Source organism: Bradyrhizobium sp. CCGUVB23, from assembly GCF_024199885.1.
GTDB lineage: Bacteria > Pseudomonadota > Alphaproteobacteria > Rhizobiales > Xanthobacteraceae > Bradyrhizobium.
In genome coordinates this window covers 7,990,535-8,014,009 of record NZ_JANADQ010000001.1, presented here as the reverse complement: position 1 = coordinate 8,014,009, position 23,475 = coordinate 7,990,535, and the positions used below count along the sequence as shown (strand labels likewise).

The following is a 23,475-nucleotide window of genomic DNA, read 5'->3' as shown; positions in this document are numbered from 1 at the left end:
GACGCAGGCCGTCCGCATTATATTCCAATTCCTGTTCGCAACTCTTGTGCTGACAGTGGCAAAGGAGTTCCATGCCTGTCATCCTCAGAGATGACAATGGCGTCATCCGGTTTGCGTCCGATGAATGAGAAGACCGACGTTACGCATGATCGACTAACTCAGCGCAGCGCCACTGATGCGCCCGCGCAAGCTTGCGGCACCGCTGCGAGCCGCCTGCTCTCTTTGACGAACATCTGGTCAAGCGCCTCCGAACCGCCCGTCGCGGAGGCGCCCGTTCCGAAACCACCGCCCGCCCGCGAAGAGATCGCGCCCCCCGTAGCGCCGCCGATCGAACGGCCGGCCCCTGCCCCCGCCATCACGAACGCGCGCCCCTCTACCGCCTGGCCGCCGCGAAAGCTGTCGCTGGCGTTGCAGGGCGGTGGCACCTTTGCCGCTTTCACCTGGGGCGTGCTGGAGCGGCTGCTGGAAGAGCCGGGAATCGAATTCGACACCATCAGCGGCGCCAGTGCCGGCGCCATCAACGCGCTGCTGGTCGCCTGTGGCCTTGCCGAGGGCGGCCGCGAGGGCGCGCGGGCCCGCCTCGAGCGGTTCTGGGTACGGCTGATGCACGAGGCCTCGTTCCGCTCACTAATGCTGGTCGGCGGCTTTTCGCCGGCAGGAAGCTCCGTGGCATTCGGGCCGACGCTGCGCTCCGGCCAGTTCGATCCGTTCGATCTCGATCCGCTGCGGCAAGCGCTGTCGCGCGACATCAATTTTGCGGCGCTGCAGGCCAAGGCCTGCCCGAAACTTCTCGTCGCAGCGACACGGATCCGCGATGGACACCTGCAGGTGTTTTCGAACGACGCGATCACCGCCGACGTCGCGCTGGCCTCGACCTGTCCGCCGTTGGTGCATTGCGCCATCGAGATCGACGGCGAGGCCTATTGGGACGGCGGCTATGGCGGCAATCCGCCGCTGGTGCGGCTGGTGCAGGAGTCGCGCGCGTCCGACGTGCTGGTCGTCCAGGTGACGCCCTCGCGCGACAGCTACGTGCCGATCACGCTTGCTGCGATCGACCGCAGGCTCGACCAGATCGCGGCCAACGCCGCGCTTAACGCCGAGCTCGCCGCGGTGGAATGGGCGCGCGCCGGCTCGGCACCCGCGCTACGCCTGTTCAGGATCGCGGCGGAAGACGAGATCGAGGGGCTGGCGCAGCGCTCATCGACCGATCTTGGCCGCGGCTTCATTCGCCTGCTGCACCGGAGCGGCCGCACAGCTGCCGACCGCTGGCTGCTGCAGGAGACGCGTAGCGAGCCGTCCGTTCAGCGCACGCCTGCCGAGCCCGCGCTAGCTTGACGCCGCGAGCGCGTTCTCGAGGAAGCGCGCGGCGGCCAGCGCGCCCGCATCATTGCCGAAGCGCGCGATCACCTGCACGCCGACCGGCAGGCCGTCCACCTTCAGCGCAGGCACGTTGACGCAAGGATTGCCCATCAACGTCCACAGCCGGTTGTAGCGGGGATCGCCGGTCGATGAGAGCCCCTTTGGCGCGGTGCCCGGCGCGGAATAGGTCAAGAGCACATCGACACCCTCAAAGACTTCGCCGAGCTCGCGGCGACCGCGGCGGCCAGTCCGGCGCGCCTCGTCATATTCGCGCGGCGTGACCCCGACGCTCGCATCGAGGGTCGCGCGCAGCATCGGCGCGATCTCGTCGTGACACTCGGAAAACTCCCAGGCGAACGCACGATGCGCCTCGAACACCTGGATGACCGGATGAATGCGCCAAGCCTCCCGCACCAGTTCCGGCAGGTCGACGCTCTCGACGCTCGCGCCGGCGCGCTTCGCAGCCTTGATCGCGGCGGCGAGCCCCTCTTCGGCTGCGGGCTTGACCGGACCGGCGAACTCCTGCCTGACCACGCCTATGCGCGGCGAGGTCGCCGGGCTGATGTCGGAGAATTCGGCACGACCGGTCATCGCAAACAGCCCGCGCGCGACGTCGTCGACGCCGGCACCGAACAGGCCGACCGTATCGAGCGCCCAGGAGAAGCACTTTACGCCTACCGTCGGCAGCAGCCGGAACGACGGCTTGATCGCCGCGACGCCGCAATAGGCCGCGGGCCGGATCACCGAGCCGCCGGTCTGCGTGCCGAGCGCGAGCGGGATCATGCCGGCAGCCACGGCTGCCGCCGAGCCCGCGGAGGAGCCGCCCGGCGTGTGGCCGGGATTGTGCGGATTGAGCGTGACGGTCGGATCGTTCGCGGCGAAGGCGGTCGTCGTGGTCTTGCCAATGACGGTGGCCCCGGCCCGCTTGAGCATCATCACCACCGGTGCATCCGCGCGCGGCTGCCAGTCACGATAGATCGACGAGCCCATCTCGGTCGGGAAATCGGCGGTGTCGACGATGTCCTTGATGCCGACCGCAATGCCGCGCAGCGGACCCGAGCCTTGCGCCTTCGCCGATTTGGCGTGACAGACGAAGGCCCGGACATCCTTCTCCCGCGCCTCGATCGCCTCAAGCGACTGCGCGATCGCGGCATCCGGCGAAAGCTCGCCCCTCTCGATGCGGCGCTGGAGGTCGGCGAGTGAGATCATGGCGAAATCCTTCTTGTTGGAAGCGCTTTTAGCATCGGAACGAGGTCGCGCAAGCGCAGGCCCCCTGTTGCCCACGCGCCCAGGTTGTTCCATGCTGCGCGCGCAAGGAGACACCGTGGACGCTATCACGAACACAACAACCCTCACCGAGGCCGACAGGATCGACCGCTTGCGTCTGATCCGCTCGGACAATGTCGGCCCGCGCACCTTCCGCTCGCTGGTCGATCACTTTGGTAGCGCACGCGCGGCGCTGGAGCGGCTGCCCGAGCTTGCGCGGCGCGGCGGCGCGGCGCGGTCGGGGCGCATCTGCTCCGCAGATGAGGCCAGGGCCGAGCTCGCGGCAAGCCGGAAACGCGGCGTGAGCTGGCTCGCGCCCGGCGAGGACGGCTATCCCTCGCGCCTTGCGACGATCGACGACGCGCCGCCGCTGCTGGCGGTGCGCGGCGACGCCGCAACCTTGATGCGGCCGATGATAGCGATCGTCGGCTCGCGCAATGCCTCCGGCGCCGGGCTCAAATTTGCAGGCCAGCTCGCACGCGAGCTCGGCGAGGCCGGCTTCGTGGTCATCTCGGGCCTTGCCCGCGGCGTCGACCAGGCCGCACATCGCACGAGCATCGCAACCGGCACGGTCGCAGTGCTCGCCGGCGGCCATGACTGCATCTACCCACCCGAGCATGAGGATCTGCTCGCCGCGATCATCGACCAGAGCGGCGCTGCGATCTCCGAAATGCCGCTCGGTCACGCGCCGCGCGCCCGCGATTTTCCTCGCCGCAACCGCCTGATCTCGGGCGCCTCGCTCGGCGTGGTCGTGGTCGAGGCGGCGCAGCGCTCGGGCTCGCTGATCACCGCGCGCATGGCGGCCGAACAGGGCCGCGAGGTCTTTGCCGTGCCGGGCTCGCCGCTCGATCCGCGCGCCGCCGGCACCAATGACCTGATCAAGCAGGGCGCAACGCTCGTGACGGAAGCCGCCGACATCATCAATGCGGTGCAGCCGATCATGGAACGGCCGGTGATGCATCCGGCCGGCGAGCCTGACAGCGAACCGTTTGAAAGCGATCCGCAAGGGCAAGACCGGGATCAGATCACCGGCCTGCTCGGCCCCGTGCCGATCTCGATCGACGATCTCGTGCGGATGTCCGGCGCCTCGCCTGCGATCGTCCGCACCGTGCTTCTAGAGCTCGAACTCGCGGGACGTCTGGAGCGCCACGGCGGTGGTCTGGTCTCGCTCCTCTAGAAAAAGATCGAAAACAACCCCATGCAAAAGTAGAAAGCCCGCCACGGGCGGGCGTCGCAGGGCTTCTCGCCGCTCCCGAGGTGAACCGGGCTAAATCGCTCCAACCAAAGGAGATTCAGCCCAACAGCTCAGATCAGCCCTCATTGCGCTTGTCGAAGCGCGCCCGCGCCGCCTCGATCTCCGTCTGGTGCGCCTTCGCCCACATGCCGAGCGCCTCGACCGGGCGAGCCAGCCCGCGGCCGAGATCGGTCAGTTCATAATCCACGCGCGGGGGAATGGTCGGAAAGATTGTGCGCGTGACGAGCCCGTCGCGCTCCAGCCCGCGCAGCGTCAGGGTCAGCATCCGCTGCGAGATGCCGGCGATCATGCGCTTGAGCTCATTGAAGCGCTTCGGCCCGTCGCCGAGCATCATGATCACGAACACGCTCCATTTGTCGCCGACCCGGGCAAGGATGGAGGCGACGCCGCGGCAGTCGGAATGGTCGGGATGCGGCACCGGCAAGGCGGGCAAATGGCTGTGTGTCGGTTTCAAAGATGTGCCCATGGCTCAAAAAAGTGCGTTCTTGCGGGGATTTCGATAGTCACTCATGTAGTGCGGGTTACAAATCTATACCATGGGTGACCCAAATGAAACTCCTCCACATCGACTCAAGCGTGCTCGGCCCCCACTCCGTCAGCCGGCAGGTTTCGGCGGCCGTCGTCGACCGGCTGCGCCAGGCCACGCCGTCCCCTGAGATTGTTTATCGCGACCTGACCCAGGTGCCGCTCGCGCACCTCTCCGGATCGCATCTCGCCGCCGCGCAAGGCGGCCCGGCGCCGGCAGAACTCGGGCCCGACCTCGCCGCCAGCAAGACCGTGCTGGATGAATTCCTCGCCGCCGACATCGTCGTGATCGGCGCGCCCATGTACAATTTCACCATCCCGAGCCAGCTCAAGGCCTGGATCGATCGCATCATCGTGGCAGGAAAGACGTTCCAGTACGGCGCCACCGGACCTGAAGGGCTTGCCGGCGGCAAGCGCGTGATCGTGGCGATCTCCCGCGGCGGCTATTACGGCGCTGGCACGCCGCTCGCTGCCCTGGAGCACCTCGAAACCTATCTGCGCAGCGTGTTTGGCTTCATCGGGATCAGCCCGGAATTCATTATCGCTGATGGCATCCAGGTCGGACCGGACCACCGCGAGAAGGCCATCGCAGGCGCGCTTCAGGCCGCGACCAGCCTGCGCGCGGCCTAGGCTTCTCGCCAACGCCATCTGTCGCCGCCACATGCGGGCGGCGGCAACTGCACCAGCGCATCTGTCGCAAAGCTAAAACCACATCCCCTGAATGCCCAGGATGACGGCGACCAGCGAGATGAGCAATCCAATGCCGGAGAACAAGGCGACCGCAACGAGCTCGTGCGTGTCGGATTTCTTCGCGGGGATGGCGGAACGTTCGGTGTAAATACGCGGTGCTGAAATCGACGAAAAAATGCGAGCGGCTTTCGGCATAACGGGCTCCCTTAAATGGGTCTTATGACCCCTGCCCGTAGAAATGTCTGTGCACCGCACGCCAAGGTTCAACCATATCACGCACTGTTTTGGAAATACGTCTCAGGGATGAGGGAACCGGCCGGCGCAACCGCGCCAGGCCGGTTCAATTTTCACTTCATCGATCAACCGCGAAAGATCGGAGCGCCCGCAGGCGAGCCGGTCGCGCCACCATCGACGAAGATCTCGGCACTCTGCACATGCGCGGAATCATCGGAGGCGAGGAACAGCACCGTCTTCGCAATGTGATCTGCTTCACCGATCCGGCCGAGCGGCGTGGTCCTGGCGATGCGGCTCTCCAACGCGGCAAATGCCTCGTCGGTCGGCGCCGCGCCCTTCCAGATCGGCGTGCGGGCCGCGCCCGGCGCCACCACGTTGACGCGGATTCCACGCGGCGACAGTTCGGACGCCATTACGCGCGCCATCGAGCGCACGCCGGCCTTGCTCGCGGCGTAGGCGGAATAGCCGGGATTGCCGAGCACCGAGATCACCGAGCCATTGAGAATGATGGAGGCGCCGTCATTGAGATGCGGCAGCGCCGCCTGCACGGTGAAGAACACCGAGGTGATGTTGGTGCGGATCACCTGCTCGAAGGCGGACAGCGTGGTGCCACCGAGCGGCGTATTGCCGGGGATGCCGGCATTGGCGAAGACGATGTCGAGCTTGCCGAATTTCTCGACCGCGCGCGCGATTGCCTTCTCGGTCGCGGCGACGTCGTTGATGTCGGCTTCTACCGCAAGACCGCTGGCCCCGAGTTCCTTCGCGGCAGCCTGCAGCGTGTCCTTGTTGCGCCCTGTGATAGTGACCTTGGCGCCCTCGGCCACGAACAGCTTTGCCGTCGCAAGGCCGATGCCGCTATTGCCGCCGGTGATGAATGCCGTCTTGCCCTTCAGTCTCACGCTCGCCTCCTTGGTTGCATAATGAAACTGGATTGCCATCTAGGGCATCTAGTTTTATAATGCAACCACACAAGCGCGTGATCGGCGCACGATGGGAACGGCACGATGGTGAAACGAACGAGCTTTGAGGGGGACTCCTGCCCGATCGCGCGATCGCTGGAGGCGATCGGCGACTGGTGGTCGCTCCTGATCATTCGCGAGGCGCTGTTCGGCGTGCGTCGCTTCGGCGAGTTCCAGGCCAAGCTCGGCATGGCCAAGAACATCCTCGCCACGCGGCTGCGCGCTCTCGTCGACCACGGCATCCTGAAGATCGCCCCCGCCTCCGACGGCAGCGCCTATTCTGAATATGTGCTGACGCCGAAGGGCCGCGGCATCTTCCCGGTCCTGGTCGCACTCCGGCAATGGAGCGAGGAGTTCGACGACCGCCCGGAGGAGATCGCGACCATCCTGGTCGATCGCGACAAGGGCCGCCCGGTGAAGAAGCTCGAGCTGCGCGCGGAGGATGGACGGGTGCTGAGTGCCGTCGACACCACGCTCAAGGCGCGGCCGCGGCGGAGCCGGAGCGCAGGTTAGCGGATGTCAGCTTTTCTGGAAACGCTCCGCTTGTCAGAGCATGCCCGGCTCTGACGAGAGAAGATCGGCCCACTGAGCAATCCAATAGTTAGAATCAAGCTACCATTTTCTCACCCGGCTTGCCCGCGATGGGTGCTTCCTTGCGTGGCCGCTTGATGATCTTGTCGATCTTTTTCGACCAGTCGCCGTAGTAGGCCAACGCGCATAGAATTCCGACCCCCGCGGCGCTAATCAGGATTTGAGTGAGCAGCGCTCCTGAACTGATCGTCAGCAGGAAATAGCCGAGGAACGAGAGAAATATGCCGACGCAGAACACCCGCAGGGACTGTTGACCGCATTTGATCAACGGATCGCAAATTGGGCTCTTCAGCCCCTTCCAATCCATTGGCATGAATCGGATCACGAGCAATGCGATCACGATGAAATGCAGGACCCGGTAAGGCGCAAGATTTGTCTTGTCGTTCGGATTGACGGCATCAAACAGCCAGTCTGGAACGATCTGCCTGACGCTTCCGAAGGAAGCCGCCAGCGTCAGGATGAGAGCAAAAACCAGATAGATCGCGAGCTGACGCGAGCCAAGAACCGGCTACGGTTGGCGGGCTCTAATGCTTTCTTTTAAGACACCCGAAAACGGCTCATTCCTGATCCATGCCGAAGTCAAATGTCTCTGCGGGTGCTCCCTTACGAACGGTACCAAATTGATCGAGCGATAGCGTCAACGCGATGGATGAGGAGTTCAGGTCCGCAAGTTCGAGCTTCAACTGCTTCCCGGAGTCTAGCTTCGCGATGAGATCAGGGTTCACGGGCGCGGCCGCAATGCAGATGTTGGTCAGACACCAATTGAAGGGAATCTGAGTCGAGAGCCCCTGATCCACGCTGACTTTGACGCCCATTTGGAGGTTCGCCCCTTGTGGAACGAAAAGTTGCAAGCGAGCAGCGCCGTCCGCGCGCCGGATCAGATCGACTCTGGTCACGACCTGACCAAGATCGTCGGTACCGGTCGATGTCGTACGGCAGATCGCAGTCCCATCACTGGAATTGAAACAGAGCTTTCTCCAAGCCGAGTATTGAATCGTTTGAGGTAGGCGCACTCTCGGAGCTTTTGCCTGTAACTCCGCACCAGAACGGGTGCTGCCCATTTGTTGCTGCGCGCTGCTCGTTGCTGAATGCTTCTCAAGAAATTGGCTTACCAGCGGAGACCAGATGGGTACTGCGTCGGGGGAATCGATCATGAAATGGCCGTCGCCTCCGAATGCTGGCAGCATGTGATATTCGGCGTTTCCTCCCGCCGCCACGAAGGCGTCATGCATCCGCTTCGTCAGCTCTGGCCCGAAATAGGTGTCGTTCTCTGTGTATAGCCATAGCATCGGTACTCGTGCCGAACGACCAAACTCGCTTGTAGCTGCGACGAGTTTATCGGGAGCACAGTTGTTGTTCGGTTTGCCATCTACTCTGCCTCCACGTCCTGCCGCAAAGGTAATGACGGCTTGAACTGACGATGGGTTCCGACTCGCAAGAGCAATCGATCCCCATCCACCGCCGGACTGACCAACCACGACGACCTTGCCGGGCTGAATCGCCTTCTTCTTGCTCATGTAATCGATGACCCACTCGTTCATGGTGGCGATGGCAAGTCCAGGGCCTTTGAAGTTCGGGTTGTTGCAGGTACCGATGTGCGCAAAGACCGCTCCATAGAGCCCCTGATCTTTGTCATCCAGGCTACTGGCGCCGTATCTCACCGGTGATATGACAAAATAACCGCGGCTCGCGAACCACCGCGCTGCCGCGCGGTACTCGATGGTCGGGAACATCGTCCGTTCCTGGAGGCCGAGCGCAATTCCGTGATTCATGATCACAAGAGGAAATGGACCATCGCCGATCGGCCGTACCACGAAGGCAAGCATAGGAAGTGGGAAGGGGAGCGCCCAGATTTCCTCTTGGATTGTTGGCGCTGCTGCAACATCTTCCGCGACGGCCGAGGAATAAAGAGCCGGTAGAGATGCCAGCAAGGTCAGAGCAATCAGAAGGCGCTTCAGCATCTTCGTACTCCGTTCTCAAAAGATCAATTGCCGCAAGGAGCAGAAGCATCGTGCGCAGGAAACGTATCGGCGTTTCATCGCTCAATTGGTCATTTCGAGGCTAAGTAGCCGTGCCTTGAGCCCTTTGACATAGATCAAGCCCAAACGTTCGGCGGGGCCACAGCAGGGCTACCAGACTTCTGCCGTTGGCCCATCAGAGAAATGGCTCCGCGCCTCGTCGAGTTCGGACAACACGCCGCGAGGCCGGAGTACCGCCGGCCCGACTCCAAAGCATGCATTTGTCCCCGGAGTTTATGCTACTCTCGGGCGGTCGGAAGATGGTGCCATCTTCGCCGACACGTGAAATCCCGTTCAACCTCGTCGACGACTTGGGTGGGAAAATGCATCACGTTCAAGAGAGGCTCCTCGAAAGCAGGATGACCGAAATCGAGCAGGCCCGGTCTTGGAGCCCGCGCGTCATCTCCAAATTCGAAAGCTTGATCCGGGGTGGCGACGACCTCTCGCTTTATCGCGTCAATCCGCTTTCCTTTGCGCGCGACCGCGCCATCAGCGAAGCAGAGAGCATCGACCTGTTTCTTCATGCCGCGCGGAGCGGTCTGTTCGACATGAGCTGGGACGTCGTGTGTCCCCAGTCCGGCATGGTGCTCGACAGTTTCGGCGCCTTGCGAACCCTGAAAACCCACTATGTTTGCGGTCTGTGCGATGTCAGCGGCGATACAGACCTCGATGACTTCATCGAAGTGACTTTCACGGTCTCCCCGCAGCTCCGAAGGCTTCCCTTCCACGATCTGGCGTCGCTTTCGGTCGAAGATTTTCACTGGAAGGCCCGCTTTCTCACCGATGGGCGCTTGCCGGGTCAGCCGATCCGCTTTCTTGACGTTCTGCGCGGTCTCGTTCGCGGCATGTCGTTCCTGCCTCCCGGCTCCACCACGTCGCTCATGGTCGAACTCGGCCCCGGCGCACTCGCCGGGGTCAATGTGCAGACGCAGGCCAGCTTCGCGGTGAGTGTGGTCGGCGAGCCCGCATCGGCTCCGGCGCGCTTGTCAATCAAGTATGATGGACGCCGTTTTTCTCCGCTCGCATCCGCCGTGCCGCCCGGGCCGGTGGTCGTTGAAGTGGAGAATTGCTCTGCCACACGCGGCTCCTTGCTTCTGATCAACTGGCCGCCCGAGATCCTGGCGCAGACGGTCAAGCCCGCCCTCGACTTCGATCCCTATCTGTCGGGCGGCATGCTGCTCGCCCGACAGACTTTCCGACGACTGTTCCGGTCGGAGCGCGTCGATGAAAAGGAAGGCCTTGGCATCAGGCAGGTGACCTTGCTGTTCACGGACCTGAAGGGATCGACCGCCATGTACGAACGGCTTGGCGACCTCAATGCCTATGCGCTGGTGCGCGAACATTTTGCCCTGCTGGGCTCAACCGTGCAGGAACACTCGGGCGCCATCGTCAAGACGATCGGCGACGCCGTGATGGCCGTGTTCTCCCGTCCTGCCGATGCCGTCTCGGCTGCGCTGCACATTCTGGCGGATATAGAGCGCTACAATGCCGAGCACGGCGATCCCAGCATCATCCTGAAGATCGGAGCCCATTGCGGCCCCTCGATCGCGGTCACCTTGAACGAAAACCTCGACTATTTCGGGCAGACCGTGAATGTTGCGGCGCGCGTACAGGCACTGGCCGATGCCGGAGAGATTTGCCTTTCGGAAGCGCTCTATTCGGCACCAGGGGTAAGTCAAGTTCTCGCCGGTCACAACGTTGTCGCGTTCGACGCACCGCTTCGGGGAGTCGAGGGAGCGGCGTGCGTCTATCGCGTGACGGACATGTAGACCGTGGCCGCCCTGCTCAGTCATTGCGAGTGCAGCGAAGCAATCCAGACTGTCACCGCGGAAAGATTCTTTCGCCGGCTAGGGAACGGCAGACCTTATTGTCGTTTGGTCAGTACCCGAGCCTTCCGCGCAATTCCCCAAGCGCGAACTTTGGCTACTGCGATGCACGCGTTGAATAGCCACCGCGCCGCGCGTTGCTGCTTGATCTAAGTCAAGATCGGGCGGCGGCTAAGCGAAAATGCTCGGTGTGATAGTATGAAAAGAGGAACGATGTCCGGCGAGAGCAACCAGTCACTCCGTATCGCCGTTCTCGGAGCCGGTGCAATGGGATCGTTGTTCGGGGGCAGTCTCTTCGAGGGCGGAGCAAATGTTACCCTATTCGACCTCGACGTCGCTCATGTCGAATCGATCCGCAAGAACGGCCTCAACCTCAAGACGGACGCAGGCGAACGCCGCATTCACGTCCCGGTTCTATTTCCCTCGGAGGTGAATGGGGTCTACGACCTCGTCATCGTCTTCACGAAGGCGATGCACACGAGACAGGCACTAACCGCCATACGTAGCGCGATCGGCCCAAACACGGCGTTATTGAGCCTGCAAAACGGACTCGATAACAAGCTTGTTCTCACGGAGTTCGCCGATCCCAAAAATGTGCTGATCGGCATCACAACTTACCCCGCCGATCTCAAGGGGCCGGGCCGCGTCGAATCTCATGGTCGCGGCGTTGCCCGGCTTGCGGCGGCAGGCGAACCAGCCTCGCCGACACTGGACCTCCTACCCGACCTGTTCGCGCGCAGCGGGCTCGATGCAGTAATCGATCCACATGCCGAAGCGGCGATTTGGGAAAAAGTGGCGTTCAACGCCGCATTGAACGGCCTTTGCGCAATCACCGGCTCAGCGGTGGGGCAAATCGGCGCTCACCCGGAAACGCGGGCGTTGGCTTTTCAGATTGTCTCGGAGGTCTGTACCACGGCGATCGCCTGCGGCTTTGCTGTTGAGCGGCAGCATGTGGAGGAGATGTTGGCCGATGCGCTGGCACACCACATCCATCATAAGCCTTCCATGCTTCAAGATGTGATTGCAGGTAGACCCACCGAGATCGAGGCGATATGTGGCGCGGTGGTCCGCCGCGCAGACGAGCGGGGCGTAGCAGCCCCGGTTACTCGTACGATCCTGGCGCTCGTACGGCATATCGACTGGCGTGCAGCCACTGCGCGAAGATCGGCCGACCAACTCAGGCGTGATCCTACAGAAGTCTAGATTATTAGCGCAGCGCTGAATTCCTCGATTCGGCCCCTCACGACAGCTTGCGCTTGCTGCGCAGGCGGATGTGCTCATCGGCCTCTAGCTGGGTCATGCCGAGGAGATAATGCAGCACGTCGAGCTTGTGGCGTTCGGCGATCTGGCGCAGGTGAACCACCTGCTCGGCGATGAACGCGACAGCCTCGTCCGCCCCGCCCTCACCCGGTTCCTCGCTCCTCGAACGCTTTGCTCCGGCCGAGACGGCCTGCGTCCGCTTCCTCGCTGGTTTTGTCACCAGACCCCATCCGAATCCTTAGCCATCTCCGATTCTACGCCGCCCCGCGCCACAACTCCAAGGCGGTATTTTACAACTTATCCGATATGAAACTTTGCTCATTTTCGACCCGTTCAACAGCCCTCGATTTGACAGGGACGGCCTCACCACCCATGTTCGGGTCGAAACGGCCGACCCGAGTCCCTTCGAATTTGGCCTAAATTTCTCCCGTAAGTTACTGGAACTACATGAATATCGTCATTGTGGAGTCGCCGGCGAAAGCCAAGACGATCAACAAATATCTGGGCTCGTCCTACGAGGTTCTGGCCTCGTTCGGCCATGTCCGCGACTTGCCGGCGAAGAACGGATCGGTCGATCCGGAGGAAAATTTCAAGATGATCTGGGAGGTCGACCCCAAGGCGGCCGGCCGGCTCAATGACATTGCCAAGTCCCTGAAGGGCGCCGAGCGCCTGATTCTAGCCACCGACCCCGATCGCGAGGGCGAGGCGATCTCCTGGCACGTACTTGAGGTGCTGAAAGAGAAGCGCGCGCTGAAGGACCAGAAGATCGAGCGCGTGGTGTTCAACGCCATCACCAAGCAGGCGGTCTCGGAGGCCATGAAGCATCCGCGCCAGATCGACGGTGCGCTGGTCGACGCCTACATGGCGCGCCGCGCGCTGGACTATCTGGTCGGCTTCACCCTCTCCCCCGTGCTGTGGCGAAAGCTGCCGGGCGCCCGCTCGGCCGGCCGCGTGCAGTCGGTGGCGCTGCGCCTCGTCTGCGACCGCGAGCTCGAGATCGAGAAGTTCGTCGCCCGCGAATACTGGTCGCTGATCGCGACCCTGCTGACGCCGCGCGGCGACGCCTTCGAGGCCCGTCTGGTCGGCGCCGACGGCAAGAAGATCCAGCGGCTCGACATCGGCACCGGCGCGGAAGCGGAAGACTTCAAGAAGGCGCTGGAACTGGCCACCTACGCGGTCACTGCGGTCGATGCCAAGCCGGCCCGACGCAATCCGCAGGCGCCCTTCACGACCTCCACCCTCCAGCAGGAAGCCAGCCGCAAATACGGCTTTGCGCCCGCGCACACGATGCGGATCGCGCAACGGCTCTACGAGGGCATCGACATCGGTGGCGAGACCACCGGACTCATTACTTATATGCGTACCGACGGTGTGCAGATCGCGGGCGAAGCGATCACCCAGGCGCGCAAGGTGATCGGCGAGGACTACGGCAACGCCTACGTGCCGGACAGCCCCCGTCAGTACCAGACCAAGGCCAAGAACGCGCAGGAAGCGCACGAAGCGATCCGCCCGACCGACCTCTCCCGCCGCCCCGCCAGCATGGCCCGCAAGCTCGATGCCGATCAGGCCAAGCTCTACGAGCTGATCTGGAAGCGCACCATCGCAAGCCAGATGGAAGCGGCCGAGCTCGAGCGCACCACCGTCGACATCACGGCGAAGGCAGGCTCCCGCACGCTGGAGCTGCGCGCCACCGGCCAGGTCATCAAGTTCGACGGTTTCCTGGCGCTCTACCAGGAAGGCCGCGACGACGAGGAGGACGAGGACTCCCGCCGCCTGCCCGCGATGAGCGAGGGCGAAGCCGTCAAGCGGCAGTCGCTCTCCGTCACGCAGCATTTCACCGAGCCGCCGCCGCGCTTCTCGGAGGCCTCGCTGGTCAAGCGCATGGAAGAGCTCGGCATCGGCCGGCCCTCGACCTATGCCTCGATCCTCCAGGTCCTGAAGGACCGCGGCTACGTCAAGCTCGAGAAGAAGCGCCTGCACGGCGAGGACAAGGGCCGCGTCGTGGTCGCGTTCCTGGAGAGCTTCTTCAGCCGCTACGTCGAATACGATTTCACCGCCGGTCTGGAGGAGCAGCTCGACCGCATCTCCAACAACGAGATCTCCTGGCAGCAGGTGCTGAAGGATTTTTGGCGCGACTTCATCGGCGCCGTCGACGAGATCAAGGATCTGCGCGTCGCGCAGGTGCTCGATGTGCTCGACGAGATGCTCGGGCCGCACATCTACCCCGCCCGCGCCGATGGCGGCGACGTCAGGCAATGCCCGAGCTGCGGCAGCGGCAGGCTCAACCTGAAGGCCGGCAAGTTCGGCGCCTTCGTCGGCTGCTCGAACTATCCGGAGTGCCGCTACACCCGCCAGCTCGCCGCGGACGGTGAAGCCAGCGCCGACCGCTCGCTCGGCCAGGATCCCGACACCGGCTTCGAGGTCTGGGTCAAGGCCGGCCGCTTCGGGCCCTACATCCAGCTCGGCGAGCAGAAGGACTATGCGGAAGGCGAGAAGCCGAAGCGCGCCGGCATCCCGAAGGGCACCTCGCCCGGTGATGTCGAGCTCGAGCTTGCGCTGAAACTGCTGTCGCTGCCGCGCGAGATCGGCAAGCATCCGGAGACCGGTCAGCCGATCACCGCAGGCCTCGGCCGCTTCGGGCCGTTCGTGAAGCACGAAAAGACGTACGCCAGCCTTGAAGCCGGCGACGAGGTGTTCGACATCGGTCTCAATCGCGCGGTGACGCTGATCGCGGAGAAGGTCGCCAAGGGCCCGAGCCGCCGCTTCGGCGCCGATCCCGGCAAGGCGATCGGCGATCATCCGACGCTCGGCACCGTCACCGTGAAGAGCGGCCGTTACGGCGCCTATGTCACGGCAGGTGGCGTCAACGCCACGATCCCCGCCGAGTTCGAGAAGGACGCGATCACCCTGCCCCAGGCGATCGCGCTGATCGACGAGCGCGCAGCCAAAGGTGGTGGAAAGAGCGGCGGCAAGGCCAAAGCAAAGAAGGCGAAGGCGACCAAGACCACGGCAAAGACCGCCGAGGGCGAGGACGCGCCCAAGCCAGCAAAGAAACCGGCCGCAAAAAAAACCGCGGCCAAGACGAAATCTGAATCAACCAGCAAGGCACGCGCAGCCGTGTCGTCGACCGCCAAGACGTCGCCGACCAAGGGATCTGCCGCTGCCAAGGCACCGGCCAAGAAGAGTGCCGGCAAGAATTAGAGGTTAAGTGAAACGTAAGAATGACCATGGCTTTCCTGATCGGAACGCCATCGTCGCCTTCATCAAGGCAAATCCAGGAAAGGTCGGCACTCGCGAAATAGCGCGCGAGTTCGGCCTGAAGAACGCCGATCGCGTCGAGCTCAAGCGCATGCTGCGCGATCTCGCCGACGACGGAATCATCAAGAAAAAGCGCCACAAGGTTTCAGAGCCGGACAGCCTGCCGCCGACGCTGCTCGCCGACATCACCGGCCGCGACAGCGACGGCGAGTTGATCGCCTCCCCCGCCGAATGGGACGAGGTCGAGAGCGGCGAACCGCCGAAGATCCTCATCGAGATGCCGCGCCGGCCGAAGCCGGGCGCCGCGGCCGGCGTCGGCGACCGCGCCTTGCTTCGCATCGAGCGCTCCGACGAGACCGAAGGTCCCGCCTGGCGGGGCCGCATCATCAAGGTCATCGACAAGGCCAAGAGCCGCATTCTCGGCGTCTTCCGCAGCCTGCCCGAGGGCGGCGGACGGCTCGTGCCGGTCGACAAGAAGTTCGCCGACCGTGAACTCAACATTGCGAAGACCGAGACGCAAGGCGCAGAGGATGGCGACCTCGTCAGCGTCGACATCGTGCGCTCGCGCGGCTTTGGCCTGGCCTCGGGCCGGGTGAAAGAGAAGCTCGGCTCGGTCAAGTCCGAGAAGGCGATCAGCCTGATCGCGATCTACGCCCACGATATCCCCCTGCAATTCTCTCCCGCCGCGGAGCGCGAGGCGGAAGCGGCGGAGCCGGCAAACCTGAAGGGCCGCGAGGACTGGCGCGACGTCCCGCTCGTCACCATCGATCCGCCTGACGCCAAGGATCATGACGACGCGGTGCACGCGGAGGCCGATCCCGATCCCAACAACAAGGGCGGCTTCATCGTCAATGTCGCGATCGCGGATGTGAGCTTCTACGTCCGCCCCAGCACTGCGCTCGACCGCGATGCGATCGACCGCGGCAACTCAGTCTATTTCCCGGACCGCGTCGTGCCGATGCTGCCGGAGCGGATCTCCAACAATCTGTGCTCGCTGGTACCGGGCGAGCCGCGCGGCGCCCTCGCCGTGCGGATGGTGATCGGCCCCGACGGCCGCAAGCGCTCGCACTCGTTCCATCGCATCCTGATGCGTTCGGCGGCAAAGCTGCACTATGCGCAGGCGCAGGCCGCGATCGACGGCCGGCCGGATGACACCACCGGCCCCCTGCTCGATCCGATCCTCAAACCGCTCTATGCCGCCTACGCCTGCGTCAAGCGCGCCCGCGACGAGCGCGATCCGCTCAATCTGGATTTGCCCGAGCGCAAGATCCTGTTGAAGAGCGACGGCACGGTCGATCGCGTTGTCGTGCCTGAAAGGTTGGACGCGCACCGGCTGATCGAGGAGTTCATGATCCTCGCCAACGTCGCGGCAGCAGAGATGCTGGAGAAGAAGTCGCTGCCGCTGATCTACCGCGTGCACGACGAGCCGACGCTGGAAAAGGTCCACGCGCTTCAGGAGTTTCTGGAGACGCTCGACGTTCCCTTTGCCAAGAGCGGCCCGCTGCGCCCGACCCTGTTCAACCGCGTGCTGGCCCAGCTCGAAGGTCACGACTACTACCCGCTGGTCAGCGAGGTGGTGCTGCGCGCACAGGCGCAAGCCGAGTACTCAGCCGAAAATTATGGGCACTTCGGCCTCAACCTGCGCCGCTACGCGCATTTCACTTCGCCGATCCGCCGCTACGCGGACCTCGTGGTGCACCGCGCGCTGGTTCGCGCGCTGGGCCTGGGCGAAGGCGCGCTGCCCGACAGCGAGACCCCGGAAACCTTAAGCGAAGTCGCCGCGCATATTTCGGTCACCGAACGGCGCGCGATGAAGGCCGAGCGCGAGACCGTCGACCGGCTCATTGCGCATCATCTCGCCGATCGCATCGGCGCGACGTTCCAGGGCCGCGTCTCCGGCGTCACGCGCGCCGGCCTGTTCGTCAAGCTCGACGACACCGGCGCCGACGGGCTGATCCCGATCCGATCCCTCGGCACGGAGTATTTCAACTATGACGAGGGCCGCCACGCCCTCGTCGGCTCGCGCAGCGGTGCCATGCACCAGCTGGGTGATGTCGTCGACGTCCGTCTGGTAGAAGCTGCTCCCATTGCCGGCGCGCTGCGCTTCGAGCTGTTGTTGGCGGGCGAGAGCGCGCCGCGCGGCCGCAGAGACGTTCGTCCGCAGCGCAAATCGGCGAAGGCGCGCCCCGGACGCAGTCCGGAGAAGAAGCGCAAGCCAGAGAGGCAGACCGGCAAGGGAAAGAAGGGCAAGGGCGCGAAAGGCAAGGGAAAGAACAAGGCATGGAAGCGATGAGCACGGCGCCGAAGATCTGGACGCGCGAGACCGGCCTCGTCGAGAAGCGCGACGTCTGGGATGCGATGAAGCGCGGCTTTCGCGGTCGCTGCCCGCGTTGTGGCCAGGGCAAGCTGTTCCGCGCGTTCCTGAAAACTGCCGACAACTGCTCGGCCTGCGGGCTCGACTTCACGCCGCATCGCGCCGACGACCTGCCCGCCTATCTCGTGATCGTCATCGTCGGCCACATCGTGGTGCCGACGATCCTCTGGATCGAGACCAACTACACCACGCCGGCCTGGATCAGCTTTGCCGCCTATCTGCCCTTCACCTTCGTCGCATCGCTCGCGTTGCTGCAACCGGTCAAGGGCGCCGTGGTCGGCCTGCAATGGGCCCTGCGCATGCACGGCTTTGACGACAATCCGCCGGATGGTATTCCGCCGGTCTAAACAACAATGAAGAAGAGAATTTGGGGTTGGAGATGACGGACGTGGCGCAAGCGGCACCGGAAAAAGTCCACGAAGAAAAGGAAGCCGACCACCATCCTTATTTTCGGCCAAAGGATGCTGCCACCCTGATCCTCGTTGATCGCAGCGGCTCCGTTCCAAAAGTCCTGGTCGGCAAGCGCCACGACAAGGTGGTGTTCATGCCGGGCAAGTTCGTCTTCCCCGGTGGCCGCGTCGACAAGGACGACTATCGCGTGCCCTGCGCGGCGCCGATCACGCCGGAGCTTCAGGCCAATCTGTTCAAGGGCAGCCCGAAGACGGAAGCCTCGCGTGCAAAATCGCTTGCGATCGCCGCGATCCGCGAGGCCTGCGAGGAAACCGGTCTCTGCCTCGGGCGTCAGCACGAGGGCAAGGCGCCGAAGCTTGCCGGCCCCTGGAAGCCGTTTGCGGATGCGGGACTGTTGCCTGATCCCTCCGGCCTGTTCCTGATCGCGCGCGCGATCACACCGCCCGGTCGCGTCAAGCGTTTCGACACGCGCTTCTTCACCGCGGATGCCTCCGCCATCACCCATCGCGTCGAGGGCGTCGTGCATGCCGATGCCGAGCTGGTCGAGCTGGTCTGGGTCGAGCTCGGCTCACAGCCGCTCGCCGACCTGCATCCGATGACGCGGAACGTGCTCAACGAGCTGGACAGGCGGCTCGCCACCGGCCCGCTCCGCCATGACGCGCCGGTGCCGTTCTTCCATTTCTACGGCGGCAAGATGCAGAAGGATATCTTGAGCTGACCTATTCTTGCGGATCTCTGAGATCCGTATCATCTGGCTCGGTGCCGACGTAGTCGCGCGCGGGGAGCTTGAGGGCTCGGCCGAGCTCGTTCGCAAGCTTGTTCGCCTCGTCGCGCGACGTGAAGCTCGACAGCGTGATCGGCGTGGTGTCCCTGTTGCCGCAGAGATTGACGTCGTACATCGTCAGCTCCGCATCGCAGTCATCGGTGATGCTGATCAGGTTATAGTCGGCCAGATTGCGCAATGAGCGGAAATTCAGCGGACCAAACTGCCTGGTGATGATGACCTGGCGCAGCTTATCGTTCAGAATGATGAAATAGCGGTATGTCAGCAGGATGAGGCCGGGAATGCCGACCGCAACGCCGAGACCCGTAAAGACCAGCACAGGCACCCAGTCATCCGCCAGCCGTCCGAAGCCGAACAGGTCCTGTCGCAGCCCCAGAGCGACGTTCCACAGCAGGTAGCCACTCGCCGCAAGCAGTGGCAGCGACAGCAGCCGGCCAATCCAGGGCATCGGCCGATCGATGCGGATTGTGCCGTCCAATATGGTTGCGCCGGCCATAGGCATTGGTTCTCGTCTCGCGGAAACAAGACTTTGTCGGCCGGGACGGCTGACAGGTTCGAGGGCAATGGCTCTCCACCCTCGTCATTCCGGGGCGCCGCATAGCGGCGAGCCCGGAATCCATAACCACGATCGGGAGTATGGATTCCGGGCTCGCGCCAAGGGGCGCGCCCCGGAATGACGGCCATGCTGAGTATGGAGCGAAAAACAAAAAATTGTTCTGCGCGTGGCTGATGGCACATGCGGGCGCCGCACCTATGTCATGTCGAGCGACACCCAGTATGGACACGGGCGATGGCACAGCGGCAACTCAAGCTCGGCGCGTTCATGCGCCCGATCTCAATCCACACCGGCGCCTGGCGCTATCCCGGCGCCTGGCCCGACGCCAATTTCAATTTCGGCCACATCAAGCAGCTGATCAGGAAGCTCGAGGCGGGCAAGTTCGACGCTTTCTTCATGGCCGATCACCTCGCCGTGCTGAACATGCCGATCAATGCCTTGAAGCGTAGCCACACCGTGACGTCGTTCGAGCCGTTCACGCTTCTGTCGGCGCTCGCCGCCGTGACCGAGCGCATCGGCCTGATCGCGACGGGCTCGACCACCTTTGACGAGCCCTATCATGTCGCGCGTCGTTTTGCCTCGCTCGACCATCTCAGCGGCGGCCGCGCGGGCTGGAACATCGTCACCACCTCGAATCCGGACGCGGCGCTGAATTTCGGTCTCGACGATCACATGGAGCACGCCGAGCGCTACAAGCGCGCCCGCGAATTCTATGATGTCGTCACCGGCCTCTGGGATTCCTTCGCCGACGACGCCTTCGTGCGCGACGTCGAACAGGGTCTGTTCTTCGAGCCGTCGAAGATGCACGTGCTCGACCACGAGGGCAAATATCTGAAGGTACGTGGTCCCCTGAACATCGCCCGCCCCGTCCAGGGCTGGCCGGTGATCGTGCAGGCCGGAGCGTCCGAGGACGGCAAGCAGCTCGCGGCGGAGACCGCGGAAGCCGTGTTCACCGGCGGCGGCAGCCTTGCCGACGGGCAGAAGCTCTATGCCGACATCAAGGGCCGCATGGAGAAGATCGGCCGCGATCCCGAGCATCTGAAGATCTTGCCGGGCGCTTTCGTGGTGGTCGGCGATAGCGTCGATGAAGCCAAGGAGAAGCGCGCCCTGCTCGACAGCCGCGTGCATTACGACAGCGCCATCGCCTCGCTCTCGGTCATCCTAGGCACGGACACGAGCGGCTTCGACCCGGACGGGCCGCTGCCGCCGATCCCCGAGACCAACGCCAGCAAGAGCGGCCGGCAGCGGATGGTCGATCTCGCGGCGCGCGACAAGCTCACGGTGCGCCAGCTCGCCCAGCGCGTCGGCGGCTATGGCGGGCTGTCCTTCGTCGGCACGGCGAAAACCATCGCCGACCAGATGGAGGAATGGCTCCTCAGTCGCAGCTCTGACGGATTCAACATCATGTTCCCGTTCCTGCCCGCGGGCCTCGACGATTTCGTCGACAAGGTCGTCCCGGAACTGCAACGGCGCGGGATTTTCCGGAAAGAGTACGAAGGGGCCACTTTGAGGGAGAATCTGGGGCTGCCGCGGCCGAAAAACCGGTTCTTTGAGGGTTAATCGGGCCGATTTGAGCGAGTTTCTGGCCGCAAAACCTTGACTTTGGGCGGTTTGTGGCTAGGTTGCCGGCCAACGCGGGCCGTTTGGCCGGCTCCTCAAATCCCATTCCATTCGAGGTTTCTGAACATGGCCAAAGCGGTCACCATCAAGGTCAAGCTCGTGTCCTCGGCTGACACCGGCTTCTACTACGTCGCCAAGAAGAATTCGCGCACCATGACCGAGAAGCTGGTCAAGAAGAAGTACGACCCGGTCGCGCGCAAGCACGTCGAATTCAAGGAAGCCAAGATCAAGTAAGATCGCGGAACGCTGAACGACTTCGGCGGGGTCCCTTGCGGGCCCCGTTTTTATTTGCGGCCGTTTTTATTTGCGGCCGTTGGTCGTAGCCTTGGCGTCCATGAGCGCAACCATGGACGAAGGAAACGTTGGTGGCTACTCGGTCGCCTATGGCCGCGACGACACCTATTTCCCCGTCTACGTGACGGCGGCGCTGGCTGCGATCTTCTGCACCGCCGCCCTCCTCACCGGCGCGCTCTACTGGCTCCTGCTCGCAGCGCTTGCAGCCGGCTTCACCTACTACAACATTCCGCTGCTCGAGACCGGCCGTCCCACCATCGGCGCCAATCAATACGGCATCTTCATCCAGGCCTTCGGCCTGATCCGGTGGCGCGCCATCGAGCGCATCGATCTCGTCGAGATCGCCGAACGCGCCATGACCGTGCACGAGCTGCAAATCGTGCTCAATGCGCCGCTCACCAGCGCGCTGGTCGCCGACTGGCGCAAGCAGCCGTCATGGCGTTGGCTGATGCGCCTGCCCTGGCGGATGAGCCATACCAACATGGTCCGAATCAACGTCGAGCCGTTCGATCAGCCTCCCGACATGATCCATCGCACGTTCCTGAGGATGTGGCGCTACTACCGTAGCTAGCGTGTACCCATAAATCCGTGATGTCCGCTTTCGGTGGTCAAAATGCGAAGAACCCAGTGTGAGCAAATCTGGTCCGCTGTAACCCACTGACCGGACCTCGACGAGGCGTGCGGACACGTTGCTGATGGGCCAATGGGCGACCTCAACCTATTCAATCACCTCGTCGGCGCGGGCGAGCAATGAGGCAGGAATTTCGAGGCCAAGCGCCTTTGCAGTCTTGAGGTTTATGAACAGATCAAACTTGGTGGGCTGTTCGACGGGCAGGTCGGCTGGCTTGGCACCCTTAAGGATTTTGTCCACGTAGGTAGCGCAGCGCCGGTTGAAATCATTGATGTCAGAGCTGGCCCCGGTTGTTTGGACAGCGCCCCGCGAAAATTAAGTGGATTCCTGCCGGGTTATGCTGAAGGCGGGGCTTTACGATTTTGCTGTGGCGTCGGGAGGGCGTAAGCCCGACCAGAGCCGCAGCAAAATCGTTGGCGACGATCATGCGGCCGTCACCATCGTTTGCGCGCCGAAGTAAGCCTCGTCGGGCGTGCGTTCGTCAAGGCTCGAGTGAGGACGTCCTCGGTTGTAGAACGCCAGATATTTGGAAATCGATGCTCGCGCCTCGAGCACGCTGTCGTAAGCACGCAGATAGACTTCCTCGTATTTGACAGTGCGCCACAGCCGCTCGACGAACACGTTGTCGCGCCAGGCACCCTTGCCGTCCATGCTGATGGCGATGTTCGCGTCCAGCAGCACGCCGGTGAAGTCGAGGCTGGTGAACTGGCTACCCTGATCCGTGTTGAAGATCTCGGGCCTGCCGTGCTTCGCCAACGCCTCCTGGAGCGCTTCGACGCAGAATATCGTCTCCATCGTGATCGATACGCGATGGACCAACACCCGTCGGCTGAACACATCGACGACCGCCGCGAGGTAGACGAATCCACGTCGCATCGGAATGTAGCTGATGTCCATTGCCCAGACCTGGTTCGGCCGCTCGATCTTCAATCCGCGCAATAGGTACGGGTAGATCTTGTGGCCCGGTGCGGGCTTGCTCGTGTTCGGACGGCGATAGATCGCCTCGATCCCCATGCGCTTCATCAGCGTCGCGACGTGGCGGCGGCCAATCTGCATGCCCTCACGCTGCAACAGCGATCGCAGCATGCGCGCCCCTGCGAAGGGATAATCGAGGTGCAGCTCATCGAGCCGGCGCATCAAGACAAGGTCCTCGGCCGAAACCGGCCGAGGTTCATAGTAAACCGTACTGCGGGCAAGGTTCAGGACCTTCGCCTGGCGCACGACAGACAGATCATGGTCGCGGTCGATCATCGCTTTGCGCTCAGCAGGCCCGCCTTGGTGAGCGCGCCGGACAAAAAATCGTTCTCCAACGCAAGCTCGCCGATCTTGGCATGTAACGCCTTCAAATCGACCGGCGCCTCGGCCGGTCCGTTGTCCTGCCCAAACACTCCGGCGGCGCCTTCCAGGAGTTGGGTCTTCCAGGTCGTGATCTGGTTCGGATGGACATCAAACAATTGCGCCAGCTCGGCCAACGTCTTCTCCCCCTTCACGGCCGCCAAAGCCACCTTTGCCTTGAATGCCGGAGAATGCGTCCGGCGACTCCTCTTCGTCATCTTCGCTCCTG

General features: G+C 63.3%; 22 protein-coding genes and 1 pseudogene. 13 read left to right on the top strand and 10 right to left on the bottom strand.

Annotated features, from left to right (window positions below; all coding sequences use genetic code 11):
* Window positions 1-120: 120 nt before the first annotated feature.
* Window positions 121-1,335, top strand: coding sequence for a patatin-like phospholipase family protein (locus NLN62_RS37315; protein ID WP_254112076.1), 1,215 nt, complete (start codon window positions 121-123; stop codon window positions 1,333-1,335).
* Here NLN62_RS37315 and NLN62_RS37310 read toward each other — a convergent pair.
* Window positions 1,327-2,568 (bottom strand): amidase, encoded by a 1,242-nt coding sequence (locus tag NLN62_RS37310; protein ID WP_254112075.1) that lies wholly within the window; start codon window positions 2,566-2,568, stop codon window positions 1,327-1,329. The genes NLN62_RS37315 and NLN62_RS37310 overlap by 9 nt on opposite strands.
* A 91-nt stretch (window positions 2,569-2,659) precedes the next feature.
* Between NLN62_RS37310 and dprA the strand changes: the two genes are divergently transcribed.
* The gene (dprA, locus tag NLN62_RS37305; RefSeq protein ID WP_254112074.1) at window positions 2,660-3,802 is read left to right on the top strand and encodes a DNA-processing protein DprA; all 1,143 of its coding nucleotides are present in this window, start codon (window positions 2,660-2,662) and stop codon (window positions 3,800-3,802) included.
* Window positions 3,803-3,935: 133 nt separating this feature from the next.
* Here dprA and NLN62_RS37300 read toward each other — a convergent pair whose 3' ends face one another.
* Complete coding sequence (locus NLN62_RS37300) at window positions 3,936-4,346, bottom strand: helix-turn-helix domain-containing protein (protein ID WP_027522970.1); 411 nt, start codon at window positions 4,344-4,346, stop codon at window positions 3,936-3,938.
* Window positions 4,347-4,429: 83 nt separating this feature from the next.
* Between NLN62_RS37300 and NLN62_RS37295 the strand changes: the two genes are divergently transcribed.
* On the top strand, window positions 4,430-5,035 hold the full coding sequence (locus tag NLN62_RS37295) for an FMN-dependent NADH-azoreductase (protein WP_027522971.1): 606 nt from the start codon (window positions 4,430-4,432) through the stop codon (window positions 5,033-5,035).
* A 72-nt stretch (window positions 5,036-5,107) separates the two neighbouring features.
* Here NLN62_RS37295 and NLN62_RS37290 read toward each other — a convergent pair whose 3' ends face one another.
* Together NLN62_RS37290 and NLN62_RS37285 are read right to left on the bottom strand one after the other, a co-directional pair.
* Window positions 5,108-5,290, bottom strand: coding sequence for a hypothetical protein (locus NLN62_RS37290; RefSeq protein ID WP_254112073.1), 183 nt, complete (start codon window positions 5,288-5,290; stop codon window positions 5,108-5,110).
* A 164-nt stretch (window positions 5,291-5,454) separates the two neighbouring features.
* On the bottom strand, window positions 5,455-6,228 hold the full coding sequence (locus NLN62_RS37285) for an SDR family NAD(P)-dependent oxidoreductase (protein WP_254113815.1): 774 nt from the start codon (window positions 6,226-6,228) through the stop codon (window positions 5,455-5,457).
* A 105-nt stretch (window positions 6,229-6,333) separates the two neighbouring features.
* Here NLN62_RS37285 and NLN62_RS37280 point away from each other — a divergent pair, with 105 nt between their 5' ends.
* The gene (locus NLN62_RS37280; protein WP_254112072.1) at window positions 6,334-6,801 is read left to right on the top strand and encodes a helix-turn-helix domain-containing protein; all 468 of its coding nucleotides are present in this window, start codon (window positions 6,334-6,336) and stop codon (window positions 6,799-6,801) included.
* Window positions 6,802-6,895: 94 nt separating this feature from the next.
* Here NLN62_RS37280 and opgC read toward each other — a convergent pair whose 3' ends face one another.
* Together opgC and NLN62_RS53715 are read right to left on the bottom strand one after the other, a co-directional pair.
* Window positions 6,896-7,354, bottom strand: coding sequence for an OpgC domain-containing protein (gene opgC, locus NLN62_RS37275; protein ID WP_256576097.1), 459 nt, complete (start codon window positions 7,352-7,354; stop codon window positions 6,896-6,898).
* Window positions 7,355-7,436: 82 nt separating this feature from the next.
* Complete coding sequence (locus NLN62_RS53715; RefSeq protein WP_371933067.1) at window positions 7,437-8,840, bottom strand: invasion associated locus B family protein; 1,404 nt, start codon at window positions 8,838-8,840, stop codon at window positions 7,437-7,439.
* Between the two features lie 380 nt (window positions 8,841-9,220).
* Between NLN62_RS53715 and NLN62_RS37260 the strand changes: the two genes are divergently transcribed.
* Together NLN62_RS37260 and NLN62_RS37255 are read left to right on the top strand one after the other, a co-directional pair.
* Window positions 9,221-10,666 carry an adenylate/guanylate cyclase domain-containing protein gene (locus NLN62_RS37260; RefSeq protein WP_254112071.1) on the top strand — a complete coding sequence of 482 codons (1,446 nt, stop codon included), beginning with the start codon at window positions 9,221-9,223 and terminating at the stop codon, window positions 10,664-10,666.
* A 270-nt stretch (window positions 10,667-10,936) separates the two neighbouring features.
* Window positions 10,937-11,926 (top strand): ketopantoate reductase family protein, encoded by a 990-nt coding sequence (locus NLN62_RS37255; RefSeq protein ID WP_027522978.1) that lies wholly within the window; start codon window positions 10,937-10,939, stop codon window positions 11,924-11,926.
* Between the two features lie 37 nt (window positions 11,927-11,963).
* Here NLN62_RS37255 and NLN62_RS37250 read toward each other — a convergent pair whose 3' ends face one another.
* Window positions 11,964-12,203, bottom strand: a complete 240-nt coding sequence (locus NLN62_RS37250) for a hypothetical protein (protein WP_027522979.1) — start codon at window positions 12,201-12,203, stop codon at window positions 11,964-11,966.
* Window positions 12,204-12,430: 227 nt separating this feature from the next.
* On the opposite strand from NLN62_RS37250, the gene topA reads away from it, so the two are divergent.
* From topA to NLN62_RS37230, 4 genes are read left to right on the top strand one after another with little or no spacing between them, the layout of a single operon-like run.
* Window positions 12,431-15,184, top strand: coding sequence for a type I DNA topoisomerase (topA, locus tag NLN62_RS37245; RefSeq protein ID WP_254112070.1), 2,754 nt, complete (start codon window positions 12,431-12,433; stop codon window positions 15,182-15,184).
* 7 nt (window positions 15,185-15,191) lie between these two features.
* On the top strand, window positions 15,192-17,534 hold the full coding sequence (gene rnr, locus NLN62_RS37240) for a ribonuclease R (RefSeq protein WP_254112069.1): 2,343 nt from the start codon (window positions 15,192-15,194) through the stop codon (window positions 17,532-17,534).
* Window positions 17,522-17,962 (top strand): DUF983 domain-containing protein, encoded by a 441-nt coding sequence (locus NLN62_RS37235; RefSeq protein WP_027522982.1) that lies wholly within the window; start codon window positions 17,522-17,524, stop codon window positions 17,960-17,962. Before rnr ends, NLN62_RS37235 begins: the two co-directional genes overlap by 13 nt.
* A gap of 32 nt (window positions 17,963-17,994) precedes the next feature.
* Window positions 17,995-18,744, top strand: coding sequence for an NUDIX hydrolase (locus NLN62_RS37230; protein WP_254112068.1), 750 nt, complete (start codon window positions 17,995-17,997; stop codon window positions 18,742-18,744).
* Between the two features lies 1 nt (window position 18,745).
* Here the strand turns inward: NLN62_RS37230 and NLN62_RS37225 are convergent, their stop codons facing one another.
* A complete protein-coding gene (locus NLN62_RS37225) occupies window positions 18,746-19,306 on the bottom strand; it encodes a hypothetical protein (RefSeq protein WP_027522984.1) in 561 nt (186 codons plus the stop codon).
* 294 nt (window positions 19,307-19,600) lie between these two features.
* Between NLN62_RS37225 and NLN62_RS37220 the strand changes: the two genes are divergently transcribed.
* The 3 genes from NLN62_RS37220 to NLN62_RS37210 all read left to right on the top strand — a co-directional run bounded on the left by NLN62_RS37220 (window position 19,601) and on the right by NLN62_RS37210 (window position 21,851).
* Window positions 19,601-20,926, top strand: a complete 1,326-nt coding sequence (locus NLN62_RS37220; RefSeq protein ID WP_254112067.1) for an LLM class flavin-dependent oxidoreductase — start codon at window positions 19,601-19,603, stop codon at window positions 20,924-20,926.
* A 126-nt stretch (window positions 20,927-21,052) separates the two neighbouring features.
* Window positions 21,053-21,220: a 50S ribosomal protein L33 gene (gene rpmG / locus NLN62_RS37215; protein ID WP_027522986.1), complete on the top strand. Its 168-nt coding sequence runs from the start codon at window positions 21,053-21,055 to the stop codon at window positions 21,218-21,220.
* A gap of 112 nt (window positions 21,221-21,332) precedes the next feature.
* Window positions 21,333-21,851 carry a hypothetical protein gene (locus tag NLN62_RS37210; RefSeq protein WP_254112066.1) on the top strand — a complete coding sequence of 173 codons (519 nt, stop codon included), beginning with the start codon at window positions 21,333-21,335 and terminating at the stop codon, window positions 21,849-21,851.
* A 147-nt stretch (window positions 21,852-21,998) separates the two neighbouring features.
* Here the strand turns inward: NLN62_RS37210 and NLN62_RS37205 are convergent.
* Window positions 21,999-22,169: pseudogene (locus tag NLN62_RS37205) on the bottom strand (ABC transporter substrate binding protein); the annotation flags it as partial.
* Window positions 22,170-22,334: 165 nt separating this feature from the next.
* Window positions 22,335-23,464 (bottom strand): IS3 family transposase gene (locus tag NLN62_RS37200; protein ID WP_254095161.1). Its coding sequence is split into 2 segments (ribosomal slippage): window positions 22,335-23,212 and window positions 23,212-23,464, totalling 1,131 coding nucleotides; the frame shifts between segments, so codons are not numbered across the junction.
* Window positions 23,465-23,475 lie beyond the last annotated feature (11 nt).

Bases quoted from the DNA above. Each gene is read 5' to 3' on its own strand.
- NLN62_RS37315 (WP_254112076.1), top strand. From the start codon at position 121: ATGAATGAGAAGACCGACGTTACGCATGATCGACTAACTCAGCGCAGC.
- NLN62_RS37310 (WP_254112075.1), bottom strand. From the start codon at position 2,568: ATGATCTCACTCGCCGACCTCCAGCGCCGCATCGAGAGGGGCGAGCTT.
- dprA (WP_254112074.1), top strand. From the start codon at position 2,660: ATGCTGCGCGCGCAAGGAGACACCGTGGACGCTATCACGAACACAACA.
- NLN62_RS37300 (WP_027522970.1), bottom strand. From the start codon at position 4,346: ATGGGCACATCTTTGAAACCGACACACAGCCATTTGCCCGCCTTGCCG.
- NLN62_RS37295 (WP_027522971.1), top strand. From the start codon at position 4,430: ATGAAACTCCTCCACATCGACTCAAGCGTGCTCGGCCCCCACTCCGTC.
- NLN62_RS37290 (WP_254112073.1), bottom strand. From the start codon at position 5,290: ATGCCGAAAGCCGCTCGCATTTTTTCGTCGATTTCAGCACCGCGTATT.
- NLN62_RS37280 (WP_254112072.1), top strand. From the start codon at position 6,334: ATGGTGAAACGAACGAGCTTTGAGGGGGACTCCTGCCCGATCGCGCGA.
- NLN62_RS53715 (WP_371933067.1), bottom strand. From the start codon at position 8,840: ATGCTGAAGCGCCTTCTGATTGCTCTGACCTTGCTGGCATCTCTACCG.
- NLN62_RS37260 (WP_254112071.1), top strand. From the start codon at position 9,221: ATGCATCACGTTCAAGAGAGGCTCCTCGAAAGCAGGATGACCGAAATC.
- NLN62_RS37255 (WP_027522978.1), top strand. From the start codon at position 10,937: ATGTCCGGCGAGAGCAACCAGTCACTCCGTATCGCCGTTCTCGGAGCC.
- topA (WP_254112070.1), top strand. From the start codon at position 12,431: ATGAATATCGTCATTGTGGAGTCGCCGGCGAAAGCCAAGACGATCAAC.
- NLN62_RS37235 (WP_027522982.1), top strand. From the start codon at position 17,522: ATGGAAGCGATGAGCACGGCGCCGAAGATCTGGACGCGCGAGACCGGC.
- NLN62_RS37230 (WP_254112068.1), top strand. From the start codon at position 17,995: ATGACGGACGTGGCGCAAGCGGCACCGGAAAAAGTCCACGAAGAAAAG.
- NLN62_RS37225 (WP_027522984.1), bottom strand. From the start codon at position 19,306: ATGGCCGGCGCAACCATATTGGACGGCACAATCCGCATCGATCGGCCG.
- NLN62_RS37220 (WP_254112067.1), top strand. From the start codon at position 19,601: ATGGCACAGCGGCAACTCAAGCTCGGCGCGTTCATGCGCCCGATCTCA.
- rpmG (WP_027522986.1), top strand. From the start codon at position 21,053: ATGGCCAAAGCGGTCACCATCAAGGTCAAGCTCGTGTCCTCGGCTGAC.
- NLN62_RS37210 (WP_254112066.1), top strand. From the start codon at position 21,333: ATGGACGAAGGAAACGTTGGTGGCTACTCGGTCGCCTATGGCCGCGAC.